We start from the raw sequence: 24,781 nt of genomic DNA, 5'->3' as shown, positions 1-24,781 counted from the left end.
CATAGATTAAGTGATACAGGGGTTCAGACGAGATACCTGTAAAACGGGGTACCTTCAACATTTTATAAAATAGTATGCCTCTTTATCTTGTATATATTGAAGGTCTTTCAAATGAAAATAACCTAAGTCTCAGATACATAAATCATTCGCTTTCACAGTTGGGACACACAGAGAGCCGTAAGTGCGATCATGTTGTTTACCTGGACCTGTATGAATATGTAGGAACTGTCCACTTAACAGATCATACTCAAGTTGAATTTTTATCCCAGCTGTATGGCTGCATCCTCCTGCACCTGGATAAACGAATGAAAATATATCCGGAAGTTGAAATGCAGTTGAATCTAAAATACGAATACGCTTGAAAACGGAAGTGTATGGAGAAGAAATCGGCATAGATGAGGCCAATTTTTTGCTTAGTAGTTCGGCTAGTATGTGTTGTAAAAGTTGGACGGCCGCTTTATTAAATCGTTGATTCAGTCCCTCAGGACTGATGGGTACTTCTGTTGATGCTTCTAAACAGCTAGATAACTGAGTTAAAGAAGTCATAGCTACATTTTGGCTCATCCATACACATAAAGCGACTAAATCTTTTGCTTGGTACTTACTGGTTCGTTGTACAAAACCAACATCTCTAGCAAGATCCCGTAAGGTATTTGGAGATAAAAAACTTTGAATCTCTTGAGCAAATAGTTGTAATTCGTCAGACACAGAAACAAACATAAAAAACGCTATCCTTTCCTATGATTCTACAGAAAGAATAGCGTATTTTTTCATTTTAGGGGGCATTTCTTTTTATTAGCTTGATAGCGATGTGGCGGTACCCCTATTCTCAATAGAGTACACTCTATTGAGAAGGTTAAATATGCAATTTTGCATTTTATTAATTTTATAGCATGTAAACATATTGATTCGTATATAATTTTAGGGTTATAAGGGTAGCATGCCATTCCGATCAAGTTAAGATATTAAAGTAGCTCCTAAACGAAAATTTTATTATTTTACAGTTATTTATGAGAATTCAACTCTTTTTTTCGTCTTGGGAAACAACCCATTTCTTAAGTTGATGGGTATGTGTAGTGAGTCCTATCTTAGTCTAAGTACATCATAACATTCTAACTATTATGGAGCGTGTATTATAATGAAAAAGATTTTATTATTGTTTATAACATTAGGAATACTTATAGGATGTGAAAAATCTGATTCGTGTGATGAATCAAGAGCCATCTACTCTGGAAATTGTAATTTTTCTAATACACTCACAAGCGACAAAGCTGAATTACAATTAGATTCCAGATAATTGCTTTTATACTTAATTTCAAACTAATTGTTCATCAGATTATTATACATTTCATGTAGATTATTCTTGGGGTTCTGTTGCAAAGTTTCACAAGAGATAGACATAGATCAGCGTATATGACTAAATATGGTTCTGGTGCAAAAATGTTAGTTAGAATCATAGAATAGCAATTTCCTCTACATTTCTATCTTATGAAGCTAAGCCAAACAATTTATGAATAAATTCTTTCTGGTTTTGGACGGATTCGTCCGGTAAAACAACTTGTCCTTTTTTCATCATATGCATGGCTTCAACACCACTCAATATAGAGATTGCTGTTTTAAATGATTTTAATCCTAACATAGAACGAACTCGGATTAATCACCGCATCTTCTGGCGCCATGTCTAAAAAATATTTAAAGGACATGTCATATTTTGAGCGTTCAACAACATCTACATCTGATAAGTCAAAAATGGACTTTAGCAATAAATATTTGAACATACGAACAGGCGGCACTGCATTGCGGCCATTATCAAGACAATATTTATTCTGTAATTCCTCTAAAACAAAAGAAAACTCAACTAATTCATTAAATTGACGAAGCATATTATCTTTCGGCACGACGATATCGTAAATTGCCATGAAAGGACTAAGGTTAAGAGATTGTTGGTTTGAAATCATCCGAGACACCACCTAGAATTAGTACAACTATTATGCATAAAAATGGTGAAGGCTTCCTCGATTTCATCGAGGAAGCCTTCACTTGTTTAAACTATATGGACTTTTTCAGTGGCCTCTTTGATTCTGCCCTCTTTTTTAGCTCATTAATAAAAAATTATTTTTCGTTTCTTTGTGTGAATAACAAGCTGTGATTTAATCCACTTTTAATATAATTGGTTAATTGCTTCCCAATAAGAGTATACAGCTGCTTTAGCTTGCTCTTCTGAAGTAAACTGTTCAATGTTTGGTAAAAAACTCCTTCCTTTATATTGAAATAATTTTTCTGTTCTAAATGCTTCTTTTTCATATTCTGCAATTTCTCTATGCAATAGATATTGGTTGTTTCCGACATGCTCAATTAAATAGTTGGACGGCTTAATGATTTTATCTTTAAAAATTTCTGGATTCGCTTGCATTAATTTCATAAGCTTTTCCTTTCATCTATTTCTCCTTTTGGTAAACTACTTCTCCTTGTAAAATTGTCATTAAAACTTGAGCATCTGGAATCTTATCCTTACTCATTTCAGTTATATTTTCATCAAGTACTACCATATCAGCAGATTTACCTACTTCAATAGAACCAGCTATATTATCAAGTCCTAATGATTTGGCAGGCTTAATTGTATAAGCATCAATAGCTGCGTATACATCAGGTAAACCTTTTTCACCAATGCTTAGTGAATTCGAAATAGTGACAAGTGGATTCAGTTCATTTACGTCCCAATCACTACTAAGCGATACATTTGCTCCTGTTTTCCAAATTCGTCCTAGCGGCATAATTCGTTTCATCTGTTGATCTGAAAAATACATACTTGCCCAGCTTTGCTTAGGATCTTCCGCAAAATCATGCCCTACTTGAAAATCCGCACTAACACCTAAAATCAGCAAAACGGTTAATATCACTATCTTCTACCATTTCCACGTGCGTGAGCGTATAAGGTTGTTTTGCTCCTTCTTTTTTCGCTGCTTCAATTGCGTTTAAACTCTCTCTTGCTCCACCGTCTCCAATTGTATGAATCAATGCACCATAACCAATTTTATCGAGTTCGGTCAACCACCATTTCATTTTCTGCTCTGGAATATAGTTCAAACCATATGGAGTTCCTTTAAACCACTCAAATTTATATTTTTCTAGTGTTTTAGCTGTGCTGTTAATACTAATTCCATCACTATACATTTTCACTTGATTAATAAGCATTCGAGACGATGAATCGTCTCGCCTAATTTTTTTGAAATACTCAATTTGTTCTGCTTCATTTAAATTTGGATACACCCACGGACGAAGTACTACTCGTGATGTTAACTTTTTCTCATCATTAACTTTATTCCAGACATCTAACCAACCTCGTTTCCAATATAGACGTCCATCACCAACTGTAGTAATACCATTCTTCGCAACCTCATCTAAGCCATCCAATAAACCTTCGTAATTTTTTTCAAACAGATTTGGTTGTGAACTCCATGCTTTCTCCATCACAATATCACCAGCTGAGTCATAAAGAATACCAAAAGGCTCTCCTGTTTCCGGGTCCCGAATAATTCTTCCCCCCCTGTGGATCTTTCGTCTCTTTATTCATTCCAGCCAACTCCATTGCTTTGGAGTTAACCCATACAGAATGAGAGGTTCTTTCCATAATTACTACAGGATTATTGGGGAACAGCTCATCAAGGAGCTGCAATGGAGTCTGCTCTTCCGATTCTTCGCTCATGTCTTTTAACAAACTTTCCAAACTAAATCCCGATCCGCTTATCCATTCCCCTTCTTTTAAATCTTTTTGACAATCCTTTAAATACGAACGTTGGTCTTGTAATGAAGCATCTGATGACACACTACAATTTCCTGCCGCGGGTGATTTTGCTTCAAATATATGATTATGATTGTCCACAAAACCGGGAAGGACGGAACGCCCTTGTAGATTTATGACTTTCGTATCTTTATTTATAAATTCTTCTACATCCTTGTCGGAACCAACAAATATAATTTTACCATCTTTAATTGCTACTGCTTCTGCCATATCTTGTTTTTCATTAGAAGTATAGATTTTCCCATTTTTAAATACTACATTGTCTGGCAAATGGTTAGGCAGAACAGTGCTATTTCGCTTGGCTTCCCCCACTTCAGGAGCGCATGCTGAAATCAATACCATATTAAATGACCATTAGTGCTTTCTTTGGAATTTCCTTCATTTTTCTACTCCTTTTATTAAGATAAATTGCTTTTGAAAATAGAATAAACGTTAACATAGTGTCAAGGTCAAATCATTATTGTTGTTACTTTTTAATAACTGAAAAACAAATTTGCGTCACATAATCCTCTACTGGGCAATCGCATTCAGGACCCTTTAAATAGACTTCACATGGTGGAGCAACTATCAGATATCCATTATTTTTAATCCATTCTTCTAGCGCCATATAACCGTAACCTATATCGTCATAACTCCCATGATGCAAGGTAGTAACAATTTGATGCTGAGCTAGCTTTTTTATCTCCCAATCCCATGATAAATTTCCAGTGTTCTCATAAATAATTGGAATTCTTAATTCAATATCACTGTGATTCGGAATATACTCTTCATCATAGAAGATGGCGGATGGAGAACCTATTATTTGAAAATTATTCACTTGTACTTTTTCATATAATAAATCAAAATGTTCATCTATATCATTAATATCGATTTGTAATCTTTGCGTTATGACAGTTATTTCACTTCTCATTCCAATTAATATATCGTAGTGTCTACGTTGGATTGAAATGAGATCTATGCTTCTATTTATCATTTCACTCATTTCGGAAATAACCTGTAAATGTTCTCTTACTTCATGTGATAACTCCATAATTTGCGATTTCATATGTTTGATAAGTGAATTTTGGTCTGATGACTGAAGAATTATTTTGATTTTCGAGAGAGGAAATCTGTACTCTCTTAGTTTTTTGATTTGTAATGCCATTTCCAATTGACCCTGTTCATAATACCTATATCCATTTATGGGATTAATATATGCTGGTTTCAGTATTTCCTCTTTGTCGTAATGTCTCAACATCCGAGTACTCATTTTACAAATTCGAGAAAATTCAGTAATTTTATACATTTAAATACTCCTTGAGTAACTTTATTTACTACGCCTTTTATGATCTCATATAATAACCTTTCACCCTCATAATAAGCATGAACGTGAAAGGTATTATATTTTTTTACAGGGAGTTTGCAAACAGACATCATTTCCAATTAAAAAAATCCGAAATGGAGAATTCATCCTCCCGACTTTTCATTCTTTTAAATTTTTGAGGTAACAAATGAATGGGACAATACCACGTTAAGCAATTAATTGCGCCTCCCATTGTCGATATATCTCCTACATGAACTGGAATCGCATGTTTATCAGTATGTTTTTGGATGTATTGTAAGACTTCCTGATCTTTAGATAATCCAAACCTAGGAACATAGAGAGCATCTTTTGTTTCTAACATGTTTATATATAGACCTTTGGCTGATGCAATCTCTTGATCATATTGCCCTTCTTCTGTATATGAAGAAGGAACAACTACAAACTCCGCTTCAGGCATTTGCTCTCGAATAATCTCTTGAATGCTATGCCTAAATTCGTAATCTCCTAGAAAGTCACTGATAAACATTGTATATTCATCAATAAACTTAATCATACCGTCTACATGTGCAAGCACATCTCCTGGTTCAGAAGGAATGATAATAACTCGACTGACATCTAAATCCCATTCCAGTTGCTCTATAATTTCTTTTTCTGTCCAATCATAATTATCATCAAGTATACGATCCGTTAATATAATTGTATCTTTTTTATTCCAAATGAGATTACCGCCATCTAATATCAATGGGGAAGTAATATATTCAAAGTCATTTTTCTTCAGCCATTTATTGAATTGTTGATTTAAATATCGACTTTGACTTTCAGGTAAGTAATTTGGTTGGTATTTAAATTTAACGAGGTGATTTGTTACAACTGGTGCAACGTCTCTTAACCAAATGTCGTCATACTCAAAAAAGTTTGTATCAAAGTCTTGTTCTTCCACAGTTAAAGATATAAGTTGATCGGTAAATGCTTTATTTTCATTTAGGTTCTCATTAAAATAAATAAGATCTTCATAAAATGGTCGATAATATTGATTCGATTTATTTGGTATTGCAGTAAAAATAATTCCATTGTGTATTTGATTCATATTGTTTACCTCACTATTTTAAGGGTTATTGAGTAACTGATTGAAACAAGTCATTATCAAGATAAAGTGAAACTTTAATCAGTGGGGGGCTTCATCCCTCAATGATTATTAGCTCTCATCAATCTGACTTTTACGAGCAGCCCGACCCCCCACCTAATTTCTTTGCTTTTGCCGAATTTTGAGATGGGGTTCTTACTGCCCGCAAATAGCTGGATACATACAACTATTCCTCAATTCAATTCTCTTATGATTCTATATTTTAGAAACGTGCACATTTCATGAGTGGATTATAGCACGGAGAAATATTATATATTTATATAAAAAATATAAAGCCGTGGTTAAGCGAAAAATTCGCTCTTGACAAGATTTAAAAACCAAGCCATCATCCATATAAATTCAACTTTTAAAATGAATTACATAATAAAAAAGTTACACTCTCATAATAGTGTTTTGGAATGTAATTGGTTATTTGTTATTAGTAAATTGCGTAATAGTGACCTTTAGATAAATCTCAAGTAGTTAATATTAAGTCATATCAAAAAGGAAGAATTATTTTCCCTCAAAACACCTTAGAGAAAAATGATAAATACCAAAATTAAATTTACAAAAATACATAACATAATGAAGAAGTATGAAAAACGAAATTGAGGAAATTTCGTGGTATTAACGTAAAACAGTTCACTATCATATAACTCTGGAGATAAAAATATCATATGTATTTTTTTAGTACTGCTAATTACATGGTAATTATCTATCATTAAACTGAAGCTATGATATAAAGAAAAGTCCATGTGTGTTTTATTAAATGTATTTCTACTTTTGAATTCATTTATGAAGAGAATATAAAAAGAGTTCTAAATGAATAGAACTCTTTTTGTTAATGATATGAATAAATAATTTAAAAAGTCTCATGAAATATGCAATTAGATGATTTTTTTATGAGAATTTAAAGCTGACGACTCTAATAGATTATTTTGATTGTATAAGTGTAATAAATGAGTTTCCACTCCTATACAAATCCCTTCTAGTGGAAGGTCATTTGGATCATGACCGAATGGATCTTCGATTTCAACTCCTATCGCTTCAATCCCTATAAATGCAAAACTAATAAACGTAGTTGCAAGCACTGTAAACCATCCGAGACTATCAACAAGACCAATTGGTAAAGTCCCACAAAATATAATCAGTAAACTTTTTATATGGGCGAAATATGCAAAAGGAATAGGGGTTGCTTTGATACGGTCACATCCACCAATAGCAGTAAGCAAATTATTCAAATCAGCTTCCATATTAATTATTATATTGGGGTGAAGGTGACCAGATCTTAATCCTTTTGATAGGATAGTTTTTAACATAAACACAATAGTAATCGGTAAATAGTTTGACTCAATCAATAGCTTTTTTTCCTTATCAGAACATAATTTAAACAAATCTTTTACTTCAGATAAATCTTTTTCATCTCTCAAATGTTGTTTAGCCAATTTTGGAAAAGCAATTAATAGATGTAAAAACTTCAGCTTCTCCTGATCCGTATTTTCCCCTTTAGAATCCCAATGACTTAAAAAACTCACCGCCAAATTCCTAGTAGAGCCACCAATAGCGCCAAATAACTTTCTTCCTTCCCAATACCTATCATAGGCAGTATTGGTCCGAAATACTAATAGTAAACCTAAAGCTCCACCAACAATAACCCATGGAGTTTGATTTATATTTATTTCTACATAACAGTGATTAATTATAACCATACCTGTTGAGACACATATATATAATAAAATTTGAGGGGAAATATCCCTTATAATCGTTCCTTTTAATGTAAATACTCGATGTAAGCTATCTTGATTGTTGTAATGAACCATATTTACATAAACCTCTTTCTTTATTAACTTATTTATATTTTTACGGTAATCAAATTCAACATAAAACCAGCTGGATATTATTAAAAAATACAATACCTAACTTTATTTTACTTAGAGGGGTGAAAAAATCCTTTTGTATGAAAAACATACCTGAGCTTTACCATCATCTAATTACAAATTCTTAATTTTACTTGATTGTTTTACAGTCTGTATGTTCTCTGTATTAAAAATTAACAGATTATAAAATTAAATAATAGAATAGTGAATCCAATACCGATTTATCCTTTGTTCATAAACATATGATTTTCTGAACAAGTATCTCTTAACGTACAGTAGCTGTCTGTACGCTAAGCATAAAGCAAGTTAAATAAGTCCATTCATAATGTCTAAAGGGACCTTGCTCACACAAATGATCTGCACATCAATTCATCTTTGATATACAGATCATTTGTATGATAATTTTTATAAATAATTGCTAAATAATGAACTTACATAAATGCTTTTAAAAGCTCTTGTACGAATGGAAGTAATCCACCTACAAATTTTAAAACTGACATTGTGATTTCCATAATATTTCCTCCTCTTTCTTGGTGTTAAAATGTGGGCATTTATGATGATACTCTACTAGAAAAAACTTTTATTTCCATATATTACATATTGTAATTATAATTTTTAAAGTTATACTTTTTCTATAACTTTAAAAATTTGTATTATCAATTATACACTATACGGAAATAATAACTACTCAGCAATACCTTTAATTTAGGAGTTTCATAGGCGAAAATTCGGTCTATTTTTTTGCTACAACACAAACATGTGCGATAACACTACATCTTGTGATAAAACAGGCAAATATATTTTGGTGAATTTTTCCAAATATCTTATATCTTCATGAGGTGACTGCATAGTTACCAGAAATATTTATATAAGTTACGTATAAGGGTTGAGTTTTTAGGAGGTTTAAATGAGAAAAATATTGCCAGGAGCCATTTCATCTCATACCCAGTATGGGTATTTAAAGGTGCCGAAAAATGTCAAAAGCGAGTGTCCTAAATGCGGTAAATCAAGTGAATTTACGTTAAAAACGAATTTTTACCAAGTTACAAAAAGAGGATTATTCGCAGAAGGGCTTTGTTTTGAATGTAAAAAGCCATCAGAATTCGTGATTATGTTTAATGATTATATGGATCGAATAAATGAAGAAGTAGAAGTTTATATTTATAGTCCTTCGGATTTAAAAGATCCTTCAGATCAGCTCGAACGCAATAAACATGTCCCTATAGACCTTGTCAGGGCGTATCGCTCTACTTTAAATGTCAGTCAGTCAAAAGATAATTCTGCTGCTGCAGTAATGTCAAAACGAGTTCTTGAAAGTGTCCTCAAACATTTTCTTGGAGAGAAAAGTAATGGGCAGCCTCTTTCCCAGCAATTTGAGCAATTGCCAAAATATATCGATTTAACTAAACCGATTCAAGATGTTGGCCACCTCGTTCATCCAGACAGCCCTCTTTATGAGATGCTTGAATTGAAACAGGAAATTGATGATGAAACAGTAGCTTTATTAACAGAATTATTAGAAGTCCTTATCCAGTATTTATTTGTGTTGCCTGAAAAAATCGAATCAGTACATGATAAGATTGAACAGAAATTTAAAAAGGTGTAGCACGCACATTTTAATATTTTTATACGCTAAGAGATTTTCAAAAACCAACAGCATGATTTCAATTGGGATTTTAATTTAAAGATAAGTTTTGAGAAACCGTTTAAGCTATTTTTAGCTTATTTTACGTTTTTTACGTTGAAGTGCATTTGTCTCAAATACTTACTGACGCTTTTGAGATTAGGGGATTTTCTTAGATTAGTAAAATCAACGCTTTTTCATGCCGAATTTTGCTTAGCGTATATTTCCGTTAAAATGCGGGCGGTACGTCCTACTCATCCACTTAAGAATTTTTCTATCCTCAAGTATAAAAAATGTTATTCTTTCTAAACCAACTAAATTATATTTCATAAAAATGTTTTAGACTGCAAAAGATATTTGTAACCTGAAAAGGGATTTTCCATTCACATAATCGTCTCTATTGGAAGTGAGTGATATTAACTATTGAGTTCTTAAGAAAAATTGGCTTCTTTAGCTAACTAAAGGCATCAGATTTTAAAGTATTCAGCATCAATAAGTATGTATCCTATGAAGGTTAAGAGAAGAACTAGAGTAAAAAAGATTGTTTTTTGCTTTTTACTTCTTTTTTAAACCATCCCCATCTTTTGTTATCCATATCTAAACAATAGTAATCAACAAGAAGAAATAACAGAATGAGTAAGAAATAGAAAAAGATATTCAGTATAATCTTCTCCTTTATTATTATCATAGACGCATCAACTTCCTTTTAATTCCATTTTATCAAAAATGATGCTATGTCACATTATGAATATTCTATTCATGGGGTACGGAAACGATTCACAGAATAACCCGCCATATCCGAAAATCCCTCTAATTTCGGCCGGTTCTTTTTATTATACTTTGTCTTGTAGTTCTATTTCTTCTGTCTATTTTAGTCAGAGTATATTTCAAAATTACATCAGCATTAAAATACAGGAACATTCTAAAAATCCCCCCTTATAAATTTATAAAATATATTGTTATATTCTTAAACTTATAATAAACTTACAAATTTCTTAATATTCAGAAATTTATAAAGGAGGCATTATTATGGCAATCGCAATTGCAATTTTATCATTTTTAGGTGGAGTAATTCCGTTAGTAACAACTCTTTTAAAAACGTTCATGTAATCCTTACTTCTTTACAATGAATTATCATCTTACAAATGATCTGTTTATCAAGGCTAAATTGATGTACAAATCATTTGTGTGAGTCTAAATAGCAAAAATGCTTATTTCCCTCTGACCTGTACCCTATAAAATGGACAGTTTAATAAAAAGACCTTTAAAAATTAAGCACTTAAAAAATAGCCACAAAAAGAAGGAATCGTTGCCGTGCCCCTTATACATTCCTCTTTGTTCACTAATTTACAAAATTCATTTATTAAACTTTTAGAAACTATATGTTATACTTGATAGGTAGATAGTCAGTAGTCGGCAATCTAATTAAACTGTGGGCCCTAGCTTTGCACCTAGCTAGGGCTTTTGGCTATTCATCAAGTACTATGTGATATACATTCACTATAATTATTTTTATCTATTCCTCATGGTTTCTAACATCTTGTCATTGTAATGTACTATTTCTTTTCTCTGTTTCACGTTTTCCCTTGTTTTCCATCATTTCAAATCATAAATCCATTATTTAGTTACTTTATGAAGCAATACTACCATTTGAATTTAGATACAAAATATCAAAATTCAAATAATTAAAATTGATATATTATTGTTCCTACAATACTAGATCTATCAATATATCCCAGACCATTTCGACTATCTTTACTATGGTAACGGTTATCCCCCATTACAAATAATTTATTTGAAGGTACTTCTCTTTCTTCAAAGTTAGCAAGATATTGGGATTTATTACTTAAATCTTTATAAATATAGTTTTCTTTTTTTTCCTTTCCATTAATATACAGAATATCATTTTCTATTTTAACTTTGTCCTTTGGCAATCCAATTATCCTTTTCACATAATACTTAGGATCATTGGGTTTTTTTATAATAACAATTTCTCCATGACGTAATGGAAAAATTGCTGCACCTGCTCTATTAACTAGTATATACTCTTCATTTTGTAAAGTAGGATACATAGATTCCCCTTCTATTTTACATAATAAAAAGTTTAAACTTATTATCATAAGCATCACTGTAATCAATAAAAACAATGTTATATTACACCAATATTTTGGGTTCTTTTGCTTCATGTTTTTCCATTCCTTATTGATTATTTTCATGAAAAACGCCTCTACAAAATTTTAATGTAGGGGCGTTTCGTTTATATATATTTACTAGAAGCATTCAACTTGTTTGTTTATGGAGAAACGTTACTTCCTTGATTCTTTTTTAAAGCGAAATATGCATCTAAGATATCTTTACCAATCATTGAATTAATTCCACCTTTATCATCATTTACCCATGGTACAACAACGGAAAATGCAACCTCTGGATTATCATATGGGGCATATCCTGCTAAAGTTAAATTGTAACAATGAATACGATTCCCTTCTGAATCTCTACCAACAGGATCCTCGCCTCCATAAACTGTTTGCGCTGTTCCTGTTTTACCAGCTGGTTTATAAGGAGCTTTTTGAAAATACCTCACACCAGTTCCATCACCCTCTTGGAACACTTGCCTAAAGCCTTCTTGTACTCGGTCGATATATTCCTTTTTCATATCTACGCGGTTCAGCACAATGGGTTGCATAGTTTGTACAACTTTACCAATATCTTCTTCTTGCGTTGTTTGCTCCCGAATTTCTTGTACAATCTGCGGCTTCATTCGATACCCCCCATTTGCAATGGTAGAAACATACTGTGCAAGTTGCAAAGGCGTATATGTATCAAACTGACCAATAGCTAAATCTAGTAAAAAACCTGGTTGATAATTTTGTTTTTTTTGTTGTCCCAACGTTTCATTTGGTAAATCAATTCCAGTCGAAACTCCTAATCCAAATTGCCCAAAATAATATCTCATCCTATCAAATGTAGCCGCTTTAATATCTAAAGAACTGTTCGGTACATAATTTATACCTGCAATTTTTAAAGCTGTATTAAACATATACACGTTAGATGAAACTTGTAATGCTCTTATATCATCAATAGTTCCAAAGTCTTTCCAAGATTTCTTAGCTTTTGCTGTTCCCTTAAATTTCATTGGTGCATCATAAAAATATGTTCCTGGTGTTATGGCACCTGTCTCATATCCTGTTAAAAGTGTTGCTCCCTTTACAGTAGATCCAAGCTCGTAGGAGCTTGTCATTGTGCCTAAAGCATAATCTTCCACTTCTATATTTCCATCTTTTTTGACTAATTTTTTCCCTGCCATAGATAAAAGTTGCCCCGTTTTTGGATTCATCATAACAACAAATGCTCGGTCTAATAAACGTTCTGAACCTTTAAAAGCTTTTAAATGCTTTTCAATAATCTCTTCTACCTGTTTCTGTAATTTCATGTCTATTGTTAACGTTACATTGTTTCCGCTTTTCCCTTTAGAAACGGTTTCCGTTCGAATAATGTTTCCTTCTTTATCAGTAATATTTTTAATTTCTGCTTTTGTTCCATGTAATACATCTTCATATCGTTGTTCAATATAACTTTTTCCTACGCGATCATTGCGGCTATAACCACGTACCATATAAGAGTCTAAGTGTTCTTTAGGCAGTCCTTCTTCAGAATTTGTTATATTACCCAATACCGAACGAAATAAATCACCATTTACATAATTACGTTCCCATTCAACTGTTGTATCTACCCCTGGGTATTTAGCTAAATTTTCACTTATAATGGTGTATTCTTTCTCAGGCACATTTTTCTTTATAATTTGAGGTGTCATTGAGTAGCCCGAACTCATTTTACTTTTAATAGCTAATACTTTTAAATCTTTTGGTGTTAATTCGCCTAGTTCTTTATCTGTGATACGTTCTCGTCTTAATTCCTCTATTTTTTTATCAAGCTCTTTCCCTTCAATATTTTTGGCTCGGAATTTTGCCTCATCTTGTTTCGTAATCTTTTTTTGAGCCTTTTCCTTATTTAACTTTACCCAAAAATCCTTTTTATCTGTTTCGGTTAACTTATTTATGTCTTCTTCTGGCATTTCAAGTACGTTCGCCAGATCTCTAGCTGTTTTTAGAATACCTTCTGAATCTACACCCTTCATCCTTGTATATGTAATAGTACGAATAGCATTGTTGTTAACAACTTTTTCTCCTTCTCGATCAAAAATTTGCCCACGTGGAACGGGAATGCTGATTGTGGAATTCCCTTGTTTCTCCGCTATATTCTTATAACTCTCTCCATCAATGATTTGTACTTTTCCTAGCTGAATAATAACAGCTGAAAATAGTAAAAATACACAGAAAAACAATATATTCAACCTTAAGGGAATCGTACTTTTTTTAGTATTTTTTTTCTGTTTTTGTTTCATTTCATTCTCCTCTTAAGTACAATATATTAAAATAATACAGTTCTAAATGTAATTAAAAATAATAAGTTTATTACAGCTGATAGATTTCTAATAAAAAATCATTAACTAATTTAGTATATTGCATTTTACGATTAACGATAATACAACTTCAAATACCCAAGTAAACTTATTAATATGTTATTAAACGGGAGTATTTGTACTTTTCGGAAATAATAAACATTATTATAAATCAAATAAAAACGACATTATATTAAACGTTTCCAATCCGTCTGTTACTAGCATAACTACTAATGTGAGAGCGATAGATCCATTTTCAAATGAAAAATAAAATAGCAATACCTAGATAAACTCATTTCTTAATTATACAAATGAAAATTTTCCTGTCAAACAAAATTAAAGAACACTTTCTCTATTTAGAGTCTTTAGGGATATCTTTAACGACAATAATTTAATATCTTTATATATAAGTTTTATAAAATTTATTCCACAATAAATTTATTCAAAATCTAAATTGTAAGCACCCTGTCCTACGGATTATACACATTTCATGTTCAATCTTCTCAACAAGCGTGTTCCATAATTTTGTTATTGTTTGAAAAATGTTTTTTGAATCCTCACAAATTTTATCGAATTGTTAATAATCGTTTTATGAATGAACTGTATAAAATACCTTTTTAAAATTGTGTAGTGTATAAGTTTTATTCAAAAATATAAATTACGTTTAAACGACATTTAAAATAAATAAATCACCAAAAATTGATTCCGATATACTTATTCACCACCTTTATCAATTTAACTTTTTGACAAATTATTTTTTTGTTGATACATCATTATTACTTATATTAATATGTTTTTATTGCTATATTTTAAAAATACATATTTAATAAAAACAATACGAATATTCTTGAGTAATAGGAGGTTTTATTATCAAAGGTAAACACCGTAAGATTGTCCTCACAATATTAGGTTTTTATTCAATTTTAATACTTTACTTTATGTTTCTTGGTTTTGATAGGTTGGGATTAAAATATATTAATTATGAATACCAATACCAGTTAATTCCGACTAGTATTCCTTTAGGATTACCAAATATGACAGGTGAAGAAGACTTTAACCTATGGGTTTTTAATTTTGGGAATTTAACTGCATTCATACCTTTTGGAGTACTAATTCCTTTGTTATACCGCTGTAGCTTCATTCGATTCATTACCTCATTTTGTATTTCAATCCTTATACTAGAAGTTTTACAAATGCTAACTTTTCTTGGAGGTTTTGACATTGATGATGTAATTGTGAATGCAATGGGTGCTATAATAGGATTTGCTGCATATAAAATAGGATTTCGTTCAAATACTTTTTTAAAAAAACTTATTATTACTTGTGTAACAGCATCAATCCTTACTTTAGGATTGATTGTTGTTGTAGGTGAATTTAACAAATCATTAGAAAAGCAGCCACACTCTCTCAAAAACGGAACTATTATAGGACTAAATCAACTGACAGAAACTAATGGATATGCACCGAAAGACAAAAATTTCCATAGTTTTGAAATTGCTCATAAAAAAATTGAATCTAAATTAAATATGTATAGTAGTAATGGAACAGATTTTCAGCAATTTAAATACTTGTTAAAGGGTAAATATATAAAAATTTCGGGCTATCTTGGTATCCCAGATGGTGCTAGTAAACGTTCTGGAAAGATAATTATTTCTGTGGATGGAAAAGATGTACAAACAGTTCAATTCTCTGAAAAAAACATATCTACATCAAAAAGTTCCTTTGAAATAGAGTTGGATAAAGCAAATGAACTTTGTATCAAGTTCATTGATACCGATGTATTACTATGGGATGTTACACTTACAGAATGGAAAAAATAAAGAATACAAGTCTTCCAATTTAGGGTATATACCGAACACCTATATCTTAATATGCAATATTGCATATCATATTATTATTTATTTCTGTTAAAATCTTAGAAGTGGATTGTTCATCTAGCAGTTCACAACAGCGTATATTTATTAGTATAATGCTAACCCTAATTACAGACAAAGGGAGAAGAATGTTTATCACTCTTCTCCCTTTGTTTATGTAATTTTTTACGAAGCATTTATGAACTACTCGCCACCTAGCCTTCGCTTAGGGGTGGCATCTTCTCAGTCCCGCGACGAAAATAATCATTCATCTTTCTTAGCATTACTTCCCTTATTCCCTATATTAGATATCGGGAGAATGAAATTTCTTTCGATACCTTGATTATTTTACAAAATGGTGATATTTTTTTAAGAACACTTAGAGATGATTTACTATATCACTAAATGTTACTAATTTTTTAATTAGAAATCTAAAATGCTGTATCTGTTTATTTAATTGCGAAGAATATCACTTGTATATTATAACTATATTGAGAAATTATTCTATTATGTATATAATGTTTTAGGAATTTATGTCCGTTTCAGGGCTAGGGGATACACCCTGCAGTGTAAAAAAGTCTAAATATGTACATGATGGCCATTAACATACTAAACAACAAATGTTAGAGCATTTTTTTAAATGGAATATAATAGGCTACTAGAGGAAGGTATTATGAATCAAAATAATGTATATCCATTTAACCAACAGGTTCGTCATCAACAACTAATACAAAGTAGAAATTTAAAAGCAGCTAGAAGGAAAAAAGCATTAAGTATATGTGTATTAATAACTTTTATTTTGTTATTATTTTTAAATCGCTTTGGAAAAATTTCAACAATATATGTAACTGGAAATGAAATAATTTCAAAAGCAGAAATTATAAGTCTATCCAATTTAAGCGACAAAGATAATTATTGGAATTTACATGAAGAAGATATAAAAAAAAGAATACAGAAAAATAATCTGATTAAAGAAGTCGAAATTTCAAAGAACTTTCCAAGTCGAGTCACTATTAATATTAAAGAAAATAGCACTGTTGCATATATGATTAAAGATAATAAGTATTATCTTCTACTTGAAAATGGTACAATGTTGGATAAATTTACAAATGATAAAATCTCCAAAAGTGTACCTGTAATAAAACAATTTACTAGAAATGATGAAAAACAACTTAGAAAACTTATTTCGGAGTTAAATAAATTACCGAGCGAAATACAAAGTATAATATCTGAGATTAATTTTTTGCCAACTAAGAATGATAAATTCCATATATATCTATATGCGAAAAATGGGTTTACAGTGAGCGCTTCAATCACTGATTTGTCTGAAAAAATGGAACTATATCCAGTCATAACTAAAAACTTAGATTCTAAACAATACCCTGTAATTCACTTAGAAGATTCTATATTTGCAAATAACAAATTATAAGCCTTGAAATTACATTTGCTATTATAGGAAAAATAAAAAAGAACTTGTAGTAATGAACTGCCCCCAATTGTTAAAATGTGTCTAACTTTTTGGGGTCACTTCAGAACTATCGGCTTTTTGTTATGTTGGGATTTTCAAAAACTAGTTTCTTGTCCTGGTCACATACGGATAAATCGGATCTCTTAATTCGAAGTCATACGTTTCTCCATTCACAATTCCTACCACCTTCCCACTGTCATATAAATCGAGCAAGAAACCGGCCATTTGTTCAGCTGTATGGAATTTAGGAACAACACCATTATATTCAAAATTATCAACATCATAGGATCGTTTCGCAAATTCGGTCTCTGTTGCAGCAGGAGCCAAGACTTTCGCTTGCATGGCTGCTCCTTTTCCTTTCAATTCTTGTGCGAGACCTTCTGTAAAGGCACTTACATAGAACTTTGTCGCGCAGTAGGTCACAGCATCAGCAACAATCAAGTATCCTCCTCCTGAAGAAATATTGATGATTTGCGTTCCTTCAACATCTGTATAGTCACGTACATAAAGAGAGGACAGAACGGTTAAGGCTTCAATATTCAAGTGAAGCATCGTCTCAATTTTATTTAAATTTTGTTCCCCAACGGAAGCAAAGTTTCCAAACCCGCGACTTCAGTCGTGGGTCATTGACAGAATCATTCCCTATTCTTTAATTTTAAAAATCTTATTTGGATTCAGAATGTTTTTCGGATCAAGAGCTTGTTTCATTTTTTTCATCACAAGAAGTGCTGCTCCATGCTCTTTTTCTTGATATTTTTGTTTACCAATCCCTACCCCATGTTCACCTGTACATGTTCCACCGCGCTCAAGAGCATACATCACAATTTTTTCATTTGCCGCTTCTGTTTTATGCACTTCCTCTGTATCATTTGGATTCACCATTAATAGAACGTGAAAATTCCCATCTCCGACATGTCCAAGTATTCCCCCAACAATTCCCATAGAATCTAAAGTCTCTTTTGCATACTGTATTGCACTTGCTAACTCTGAAATTGGTACACAAACATCCATACTCATCAGTTTTTTCCCTGGGCAACTATGAACATAAGCGTATGCTAAATTATGTCTTGCTTCCCATAATTTATTTCTTGCTGCTGTTTCTGTTTCAAATGAAACAGCCTTACACTTGTGATCTTTAACAATTTCTTTTGTGAAATCAATATCTTGTTTTAATCCCGCTTCATTTCCATGAAACTCTAAAAATAACGTTGGCTCTTCCCTATAGTTTGTTTCACTATATTTGTTAACTTGTTTCATTGAAAGTTCATCGACAAGCTCAATTCTCGCAATCGGAATGCCAGCTTGTAAAATATCAATTACAGCTTCTACCGCATCATTCACTGTCGGAAAAGATGCTCTTGCTGCCATCGTATGCTCAGGTATTCCATATACTCTTAGCGTTAATTCCGTAAAACAGCCAAGTGTTCCTTCTGATCCAACGAAAATACTATTTAAATGATAACCAGATGACGACTTTGCAGCTAAATTCCCTGTATGTATAATCGTTCCATCTGCAAGTACAACTTCTAAATCACGAACTTGATCACGCATAACGCCATACTTTACTGAGGTCGTTCCGCTTGCATTTGTAGCAGCCATTCCACCTAATGTTGCATCCGCCCCTGGATCCACACTGAAAAACAATCCATACTTTTTTAATTCTTTATTAAGCTGTGAACGAGTTACTCCAGGTTGCACTTTAACTAGAAAATCTTTTTCTCTTACCTCCAGCACTTGATTCATCAGTGAAAAATCAATTGTAATGCCATTTTCATATGGAATTACATGACCTTCCAAGCTTGAGCCTACTCCAAATGGTACAACTGGTGTTTGGTACTTGTTCGCTAGTTTCATTATCTCACTAACCTCTTTTGTCATTGTTGGAAATACAACAACATCAGGCAGACTGCTAGGATGATAAGATTCATCTTTACTGTGCAGTTCTCTCACCGTTTCATTTACTACTACTTGTTTTTCAGGAAGTACCTCTTTTAAAGCAATTATCAGATTTGCAGTTACAGCTTTCATTTCATTCTCTCCCACCATTCTGTTACAGATTTCATATACAATTTAAGATCTTTTTATAACGATTCATCTTATGAACTATTTCATACATAATAATCTGAAAAAACTATCAATTCAAGTCCTAAATAAAAAATGCCGTGCAATTACTATTAAGTTGGACATCCATAAGTTAATCAACTCACAAAAATATGTAACATGAAATTAGAAAAAATCTTCTTTCTCGTTAATGTGTCAGTCAAATCATCCTCAGTAATATTTGTAAAATAAAGATATTTTGTTTATATTCAAATTAACCTGATTACAATTTAGCAATAGAAATACGATGTAAATATAAATAGCATTTATGGGGGAATCAGACGTGCAATTACCGACCTTTAAATATAATCCAAACGCATTAGAACTAGGGATTATATTTAAAGAATTTACGACTTGTTCTGTTTGCAAAAACGAACGTGAGTATGTTTATAGTGGTCCTTTCTATTCTATAGAAAGGGTAGAAAGCATCTGTCCTTGGTGTATTGCTAATGGAAATGCATCTAAAAAATTTGATGGAGAATTTCAAGATCCATACTCCTGCGAGGAAGTAAGTGATGAAGAAAAAGTAAAAGAACTTATCCATAGAACGCCTGGATATGGTGGATGGAAACAGGAGTATTGGCTGAGTCATTGTAATGATTTTTGTACATTTATTGGATATGTGGAATGGGAAGAAATCGCTCATTTAGCAATTTCATATAAACGGGTTCCTACACGTTTTATTAGTTCACTACAAAATTGAATATCAATTGCCGTCATTAAATATGCCAGCCTTTCTCTTTGAAATAGCTTAACATTTTCCGGTAATTCTCCCCATACTTCTCTTGAAATTCTTTCCCAAAATCCTCTTCGATGTGCTGCATCATCATATCATGGTAAAAAGCATTTTTTATTACTTCAATTACTGCTGGATGATTCGTCTCTAATGCAGATGGCTTAATCTCTCCTCCGAAACTACCAATTAAAGCTGAACTAGAATCACAGAGAATAGAAAATTTCCTTTCATCAGCAGGCCACTCTTCATCCCTATAATGCTGGAATACATGTTTAAGAGGTGTTTTACTTGTCCCGATTGTAATTAAGATAACACTAATTCCTTTGCATTCCGCTACAAGTAGTGCCTCCTCTATATAGTGCAAGTCTTCTGACCAAACATCTACAACTATAGATGTTTCCGCATTTGCAATAACGCGGCGTACAGCATTATCTAATGCATTACTTCCTTGCCAATTATAAAAAGCAGGTGCAGGTCTAGGTGGAGTTTTTAATTGATTGATAAGTGCCTTCGAAGTCTGTTCAAATTCAGTTTGAAAAAGACGGATTAATTGCTCAATTGGAACAGCATTATAAAGAACCGTCTCCCCTTCTATGCTTCGACAAGCTCCTTTATCCGTTAATGATCGTAACGCAGCATATACATTTGTTCTTGAAACAGATACCCGTTTTGCAACTTCATAGCCAGACAAATCAGATTCTTCGTGTAATGTCAAATAACATCGCGCTTCTAGATCTGATAATCCTATCTTTTTTAATAAATCAATCATGGAAACACTCCTTACTTTGCACATAAATTTCACATTGAATTTAAGTGGTATTTTATAATACTACTTAAATTCATATTAATCTTCCCTTAAGAGAAAGTCAACAAAACTTTATCCGTCTTTTCTTACTTATAAAAAATCAGAACAACATTTTATTACGGATAAGTTTCACATGTATAATTATGGTATTTCTCATTTTTATATCGAAATGTATTCGTAAAGTCGGGGGAGTTTATAATGAAGAGTGTTTCTTTTCAAAACCTTGTTCCCCTGCTAATAAGGTTCTGAAAAGTCATTTCAATACGCGAAAACAAAAAAGTACTCATTGAGAGTACTTTTTTGTTTATTCTAATTTACTGACAGTATTCTATTGTCATCAGACTAAGAAACAAAACACATTCCAGACAGAAAAAATACTTATAACCTATATTCAAAAAGAAATATTTTAATGAATTCTATATTGTCCAGATAATTGTTCTTCTCCCATACGAACTAAACGCTTCGTTATTTCTCCGCCTACAGAACCGTTTGCACGCGCTGTAGAATCTGGTCCAAGTGTAACACCAAGTTCACGAGCAATTTCATATTTCATTTGCTCAATAGCACTCGCTGAAGCTGTTATAAGTATTTCATTTGTATTGTAATTTTCACGAATATTCATTGCTTCACCTCCAGTTAATTTCTTATATGTTTCTCTAATTACCCATAAATATACATACATAAATTCAAAATATTTAACTTCATAACAAAGGGATTCTAGAGTAGAAATCTTTTCCTAATCTATATCCTTTAAATTCATCAACATCAATATCTCCAAGTACTTTATTTCTCTACCATCCAAATTATGTTAAGATTATTTTAATATTTCGAAAAATATATAAAAGGAGCCTAATAATAATGGATGTCTACTTAGTACAACCCACAATTGACTTACAAGAAGAATATTTAGAATTCTATCAAGAATGGAAAAATAGTGGTGAAACGATGATTCCTTGGGTTATCACAAAAGATCCTTCTAATTTTCCAGCAATGGTTCAAGAGTTACTGGATGCAGCGAAAGGTAAAAACATTCCCGATAGTTGGGTACCGGACTCTACCTATTGGCTTATCACAAATGACAACAAAATCGTTGGTGCTGTAAATATTCGTCATCGTTTAACTGAGCATCTATTCAATGCTGGTGGGCATATCGGTTATGGTATTCGTCCTTCAGCAAGACAAAAAGGATATGCTACAAAATTATTAGCTTTATCATTAGAAAAAATAAAAGAATTAGGTGTTACAAAAGTACTTGTCGTTTGTGATGAAGGTAATACTGCTTCAGAAAAAACAATTTTGCATAACAGAGGACTTCGTGATAATGATTTTATCGAAGAAGATGGTAATGTTGTAAAAAGGTATTGGATTGAGCTGCAAACATTCAGTTATTAATGAAAATGGAGGGATTCACATGTCTACATTAGCAACCCAATTAGAACATATAATTCATACTGCATCTCAAAAAATTATACTTTTTTCTGACATGGATATAAAACTCGCCCCAACAAAATGGTCTAAAAAAGAAATATTAGGTCATCTTTGCGATTCCGGTACGGTAAACCATAGACGCTTTGTTGATATTCTTACTTCAAAGGAAACAATTATACTCACTGGCTATGATCAAGATTTGTGGGTTCAAGTACATAATTATCAACAATCTTTTTCAGCAAATGAAATTCTAAAATTATGGGAAGCTATTAACATACAAATGATAAAATTACTAAGCAATGTAAAGAATGAACACTGGCAACTTACATGTAAGTTGGAAGACCAACAGGAAGTAACTTTAGAATGGCTTGTTACAGATTATATTGATCATATGAACCATCATCTTAATCAAATATTTACAAAACATAAAAACTAAATTCCTTTTCACCCTTTCCCGATTTGGATTACATAACAAAAATAAAGAGGAAAGCTCACAGCCGGACCTCCTCCTTATTTTTGTTATAAAAAAACTTATGCTTTCTATACATAAGCACCTTTTTTCTCTATCATTATGCATGATGAGTCATTTGTTTTCTTTATTCTTCTTCCTTCTATTGACATCTTTTAACGTTTTACTAAATCCTAAAATCAAAATAATAAATATTATTCCAGCAATTGCTACCATTTCTAAAATGAATTGCATAGTTCTCTCCTCCTCAAAGTTCTGCCTATTATCCTTTATTAAAACTGTTATCTATTTGGACAAACTTTCATTTGGTTCACTTGGCGTTTTTATATCAAATTATAGCTGTCTAATTGTAAATATACTTTTAAAACACCCTATTTCCTATTTATTCTAGTTTATCAAAAGAAGTTTTTTAAATCAGTAGATAAAGTAAATCTTTAATAATCGGTTGGGGCTTCATCCCCACTGATTATTAGCCCTCAAGAATCGAGCTTTTACAGGAAGTTTATCTCCCACCTAATCTCTTTGCTTTTGCTGATTTTTGAGGTGGGAGTATTACTGCCCGCGAATAGCGGATAAATTTTCATTACTGATTTATACGTATACAAAAAGCCACCCCTTCTAGAAAAATACTAGAAAGAATGGCTCAGATCATAATAAAGTGAAACTTCGATCAGTGGAGATTCCCCTAATCTTCCACTAATCGTTAGTTGAATCTATAAGACTTTTATGTACGGTAATTCTTATCTTGCTGCACGTACCTCAGCAACAAGTTTTCCACCCTCTATGCTCATATAAAGCTTCACAGGCACTTCATTTGTATTTTCAAACACTAAATCTAAATATGGATATGCAATTGTAGCATCTCGGCCTTGTGGAACGTATCCTACTGTTTTGGAGTGTGTAGTTCTCTCCACCATTTTTAAACCAGCTTGATCTGCAGCATTAAAAAGAGTAGAAGATGTTTGACATACTCCTCCGCCATAACCATCTACTAGTTTCCCGTCAACAATCTCTTTTCCTAACTGATACCCCTTGTCTGGTGTTGTATCTCCAATTAATGCGTTAAAAGAGAAACGATCTCCTTTTCCTAATACGACACCACTAATATTACTTGCAGACAAACGAATATTCTCGATTCTACCACCTGTAGAACCACCTAAGTTTGTTTCATACCTTCCTAAAACTGCACCATTTCCACTTGCATCTTCCGGCTTCGCTACAGGTTTTTTCTCAACAATTGGTAGTTGGTACGAAGAATCCCACATTCCTACGTTCATTAGTTTATCTACTAGCTCTTTTTCCATTAACTCATAAGAAGGCTTACCTTCTTGCCATGTTCCATCACTTGCCATACGAGAAGGGACCATCTTTTGATCAATAGTTTTTCCGACTTCCTTAGCAACCTTCGTTACTTCTTTTTTAAACTTATTTTCATCTTCAAAATAACCTAAGCTTGCTATATTAACATTTTTTACTTCTTTACCACTTCTAGCATCTACTAAACTTACACTTTCATTGACACCAGTCTTAGCTTCTACTGCATGCTCTCCTATGCCACTTACTAATGAAACTTCACTTATTTTTGTACCACATCCACTCACTATGCTTACACATAGTGCCCCTATTACTATACTTTGTACCTTACGTAACAATATACTCTCTCCTTTTCCCTACCATTACTCTTTGTTTTCAATTTTATGTATGTATGATTACATGACTTTGCAATATGAC

General features: G+C 32.2%; 16 protein-coding genes and 5 pseudogenes. 6 read left to right on the top strand and 15 right to left on the bottom strand.

The genetic code is table 11. The annotated features are described in order from the left end of the window. Nucleotides 1–69: 69 nt before the first annotated feature. The 8 genes and pseudogenes from MHH71_RS26600 to MHH71_RS26565 all read right to left on the bottom strand — a co-directional run. Nucleotides 70–720 (bottom strand): annotated as a pseudogene (locus tag MHH71_RS26600) (IS4 family transposase); the annotation flags it as partial. A gap of 766 nt (nucleotides 721–1,486) precedes the next feature. Then, a pseudogene (locus MHH71_RS26595) lies at nucleotides 1,487–1,651 on the bottom strand (IS6 family transposase); the annotation flags it as partial. Then, nucleotides 1,644–1,958: pseudogene (locus tag MHH71_RS26590) on the bottom strand (transposase); the annotation flags it as partial. The pseudogenes MHH71_RS26595 and MHH71_RS26590, both read right to left, overlap by 8 nt. Nucleotides 1,959–2,161: 203 nt before the next feature. Then, complete coding sequence (locus MHH71_RS26585; protein ID WP_006095564.1) at nucleotides 2,162–2,422, bottom strand: hypothetical protein; 261 nt, start codon at nucleotides 2,420–2,422, stop codon at nucleotides 2,162–2,164. Between the two features lie 16 nt (nucleotides 2,423–2,438). After that, nucleotides 2,439–4,184: pseudogene (locus MHH71_RS26580) on the bottom strand (amidohydrolase). Between the two features lie 84 nt (nucleotides 4,185–4,268). Continuing rightward, nucleotides 4,269–5,087 carry a MerR family transcriptional regulator gene (locus MHH71_RS26575; RefSeq protein WP_006095560.1) on the bottom strand — a complete coding sequence of 273 codons (819 nt, stop codon included), beginning with the start codon at nucleotides 5,085–5,087 and terminating at the stop codon, nucleotides 4,269–4,271. 127 nt (nucleotides 5,088–5,214) lie between these two features. Then, on the bottom strand, nucleotides 5,215–6,192 hold the full coding sequence (locus MHH71_RS26570; protein ID WP_006095559.1) for an agmatine deiminase family protein: 978 nt from the start codon (nucleotides 6,190–6,192) through the stop codon (nucleotides 5,215–5,217). Nucleotides 6,193–7,115: 923 nt separating this feature from the next. Then, on the bottom strand, nucleotides 7,116–8,048 hold the full coding sequence (locus MHH71_RS26565; RefSeq protein WP_006095558.1) for a bestrophin family protein: 933 nt from the start codon (nucleotides 8,046–8,048) through the stop codon (nucleotides 7,116–7,118). 964 nt (nucleotides 8,049–9,012) lie between these two features. Between MHH71_RS26565 and MHH71_RS26560 the strand changes: the two genes are divergently transcribed. Beyond that, the gene (locus MHH71_RS26560) at nucleotides 9,013–9,711 is read left to right on the top strand and encodes a hypothetical protein (protein WP_018781541.1); all 699 of its coding nucleotides are present in this window, start codon (nucleotides 9,013–9,015) and stop codon (nucleotides 9,709–9,711) included. Nucleotides 9,712–11,414: 1,703 nt separating this feature from the next. Here the strand turns inward: MHH71_RS26560 and lepB are convergent. Continuing rightward, nucleotides 11,415–11,945: a signal peptidase I gene (lepB, locus tag MHH71_RS26555; RefSeq protein ID WP_006095556.1), complete on the bottom strand. Its 531-nt coding sequence runs from the start codon at nucleotides 11,943–11,945 to the stop codon at nucleotides 11,415–11,417. 77 nt (nucleotides 11,946–12,022) lie between these two features. Beyond that, nucleotides 12,023–14,134, bottom strand: a complete 2,112-nt coding sequence (locus tag MHH71_RS26550; RefSeq protein ID WP_003207932.1) for a peptidoglycan D,D-transpeptidase FtsI family protein — start codon at nucleotides 14,132–14,134, stop codon at nucleotides 12,023–12,025. Between the two features lie 977 nt (nucleotides 14,135–15,111). Here MHH71_RS26550 and MHH71_RS26545 point away from each other — a divergent pair. Both MHH71_RS26545 and MHH71_RS26540 read left to right on the top strand, forming a co-directional pair. Then, nucleotides 15,112–16,011, top strand: coding sequence for a VanZ family protein (locus MHH71_RS26545; protein WP_255295776.1), 900 nt, complete (start codon nucleotides 15,112–15,114; stop codon nucleotides 16,009–16,011). Nucleotides 16,012–16,717: 706 nt separating this feature from the next. Further along, on the top strand, nucleotides 16,718–17,473 hold the full coding sequence (locus MHH71_RS26540; RefSeq protein WP_240516975.1) for a cell division protein FtsQ/DivIB: 756 nt from the start codon (nucleotides 16,718–16,720) through the stop codon (nucleotides 17,471–17,473). A 141-nt stretch (nucleotides 17,474–17,614) separates the two neighbouring features. On the opposite strand, the pseudogene MHH71_RS26535 reads toward MHH71_RS26540, so the two are convergent. Then, nucleotides 17,615–18,118 (bottom strand): annotated as a pseudogene (locus MHH71_RS26535) (SDR family NAD(P)-dependent oxidoreductase); the annotation flags it as partial. A gap of 36 nt (nucleotides 18,119–18,154) precedes the next feature. Next, a complete protein-coding gene (locus tag MHH71_RS26530; RefSeq protein WP_033799025.1) occupies nucleotides 18,155–19,540 on the bottom strand; it encodes an FAD-binding oxidoreductase in 1,386 nt (461 codons plus the stop codon). 355 nt (nucleotides 19,541–19,895) lie between these two features. Here MHH71_RS26530 and MHH71_RS26525 point away from each other — a divergent pair, with 355 nt between their 5' ends. After that, a complete protein-coding gene (locus MHH71_RS26525) occupies nucleotides 19,896–20,315 on the top strand; it encodes a CbrC family protein (RefSeq protein ID WP_050774413.1) in 420 nt (139 codons plus the stop codon). 16 nt (nucleotides 20,316–20,331) lie between these two features. Here the strand turns inward: MHH71_RS26525 and MHH71_RS26520 are convergent, their stop codons facing one another. Continuing rightward, complete coding sequence (locus MHH71_RS26520; protein ID WP_006095550.1) at nucleotides 20,332–21,117, bottom strand: TrmB family transcriptional regulator; 786 nt, start codon at nucleotides 21,115–21,117, stop codon at nucleotides 20,332–20,334. Nucleotides 21,118–21,559: 442 nt separating this feature from the next. After that, the gene (locus MHH71_RS26515; protein ID WP_018767404.1) at nucleotides 21,560–21,775 is read right to left on the bottom strand and encodes an alpha/beta-type small acid-soluble spore protein; all 216 of its coding nucleotides are present in this window, start codon (nucleotides 21,773–21,775) and stop codon (nucleotides 21,560–21,562) included. 236 nt (nucleotides 21,776–22,011) lie between these two features. Between MHH71_RS26515 and MHH71_RS26510 the strand changes: the two genes are divergently transcribed. Together MHH71_RS26510 and MHH71_RS26505 are read left to right on the top strand one after the other, a co-directional pair. Continuing rightward, entirely contained in the window at nucleotides 22,012–22,545 is a 534-nt protein-coding gene (locus MHH71_RS26510) for a GNAT family N-acetyltransferase (RefSeq protein WP_003198930.1), read from the top strand. A 19-nt stretch (nucleotides 22,546–22,564) separates the two neighbouring features. After that, nucleotides 22,565–23,017: a DinB family protein gene (locus tag MHH71_RS26505; RefSeq protein WP_003198931.1), complete on the top strand. Its 453-nt coding sequence runs from the start codon at nucleotides 22,565–22,567 to the stop codon at nucleotides 23,015–23,017. A gap of 773 nt (nucleotides 23,018–23,790) precedes the next feature. On the opposite strand, the gene MHH71_RS26500 is transcribed toward MHH71_RS26505, so the two are convergent. Beyond that, nucleotides 23,791–24,702 (bottom strand): VanW family protein, encoded by a 912-nt coding sequence (locus MHH71_RS26500; protein ID WP_018781528.1) that lies wholly within the window; start codon nucleotides 24,700–24,702, stop codon nucleotides 23,791–23,793. Nucleotides 24,703–24,781: the final 79 nt, after the last annotated feature.

The sequence above is a fragment of the Bacillus sp. FSL H8-0534 genome (genome assembly GCF_038005885.1).
In the GTDB taxonomy this organism is placed as follows: Bacteria; Bacillota; Bacilli; order Bacillales; family Bacillaceae_G; genus Bacillus_A; species Bacillus_A pseudomycoides.
Note: the sequence above shows the minus strand (reverse complement) of the source record. Positions and strands in the feature narration are given on the sequence as shown.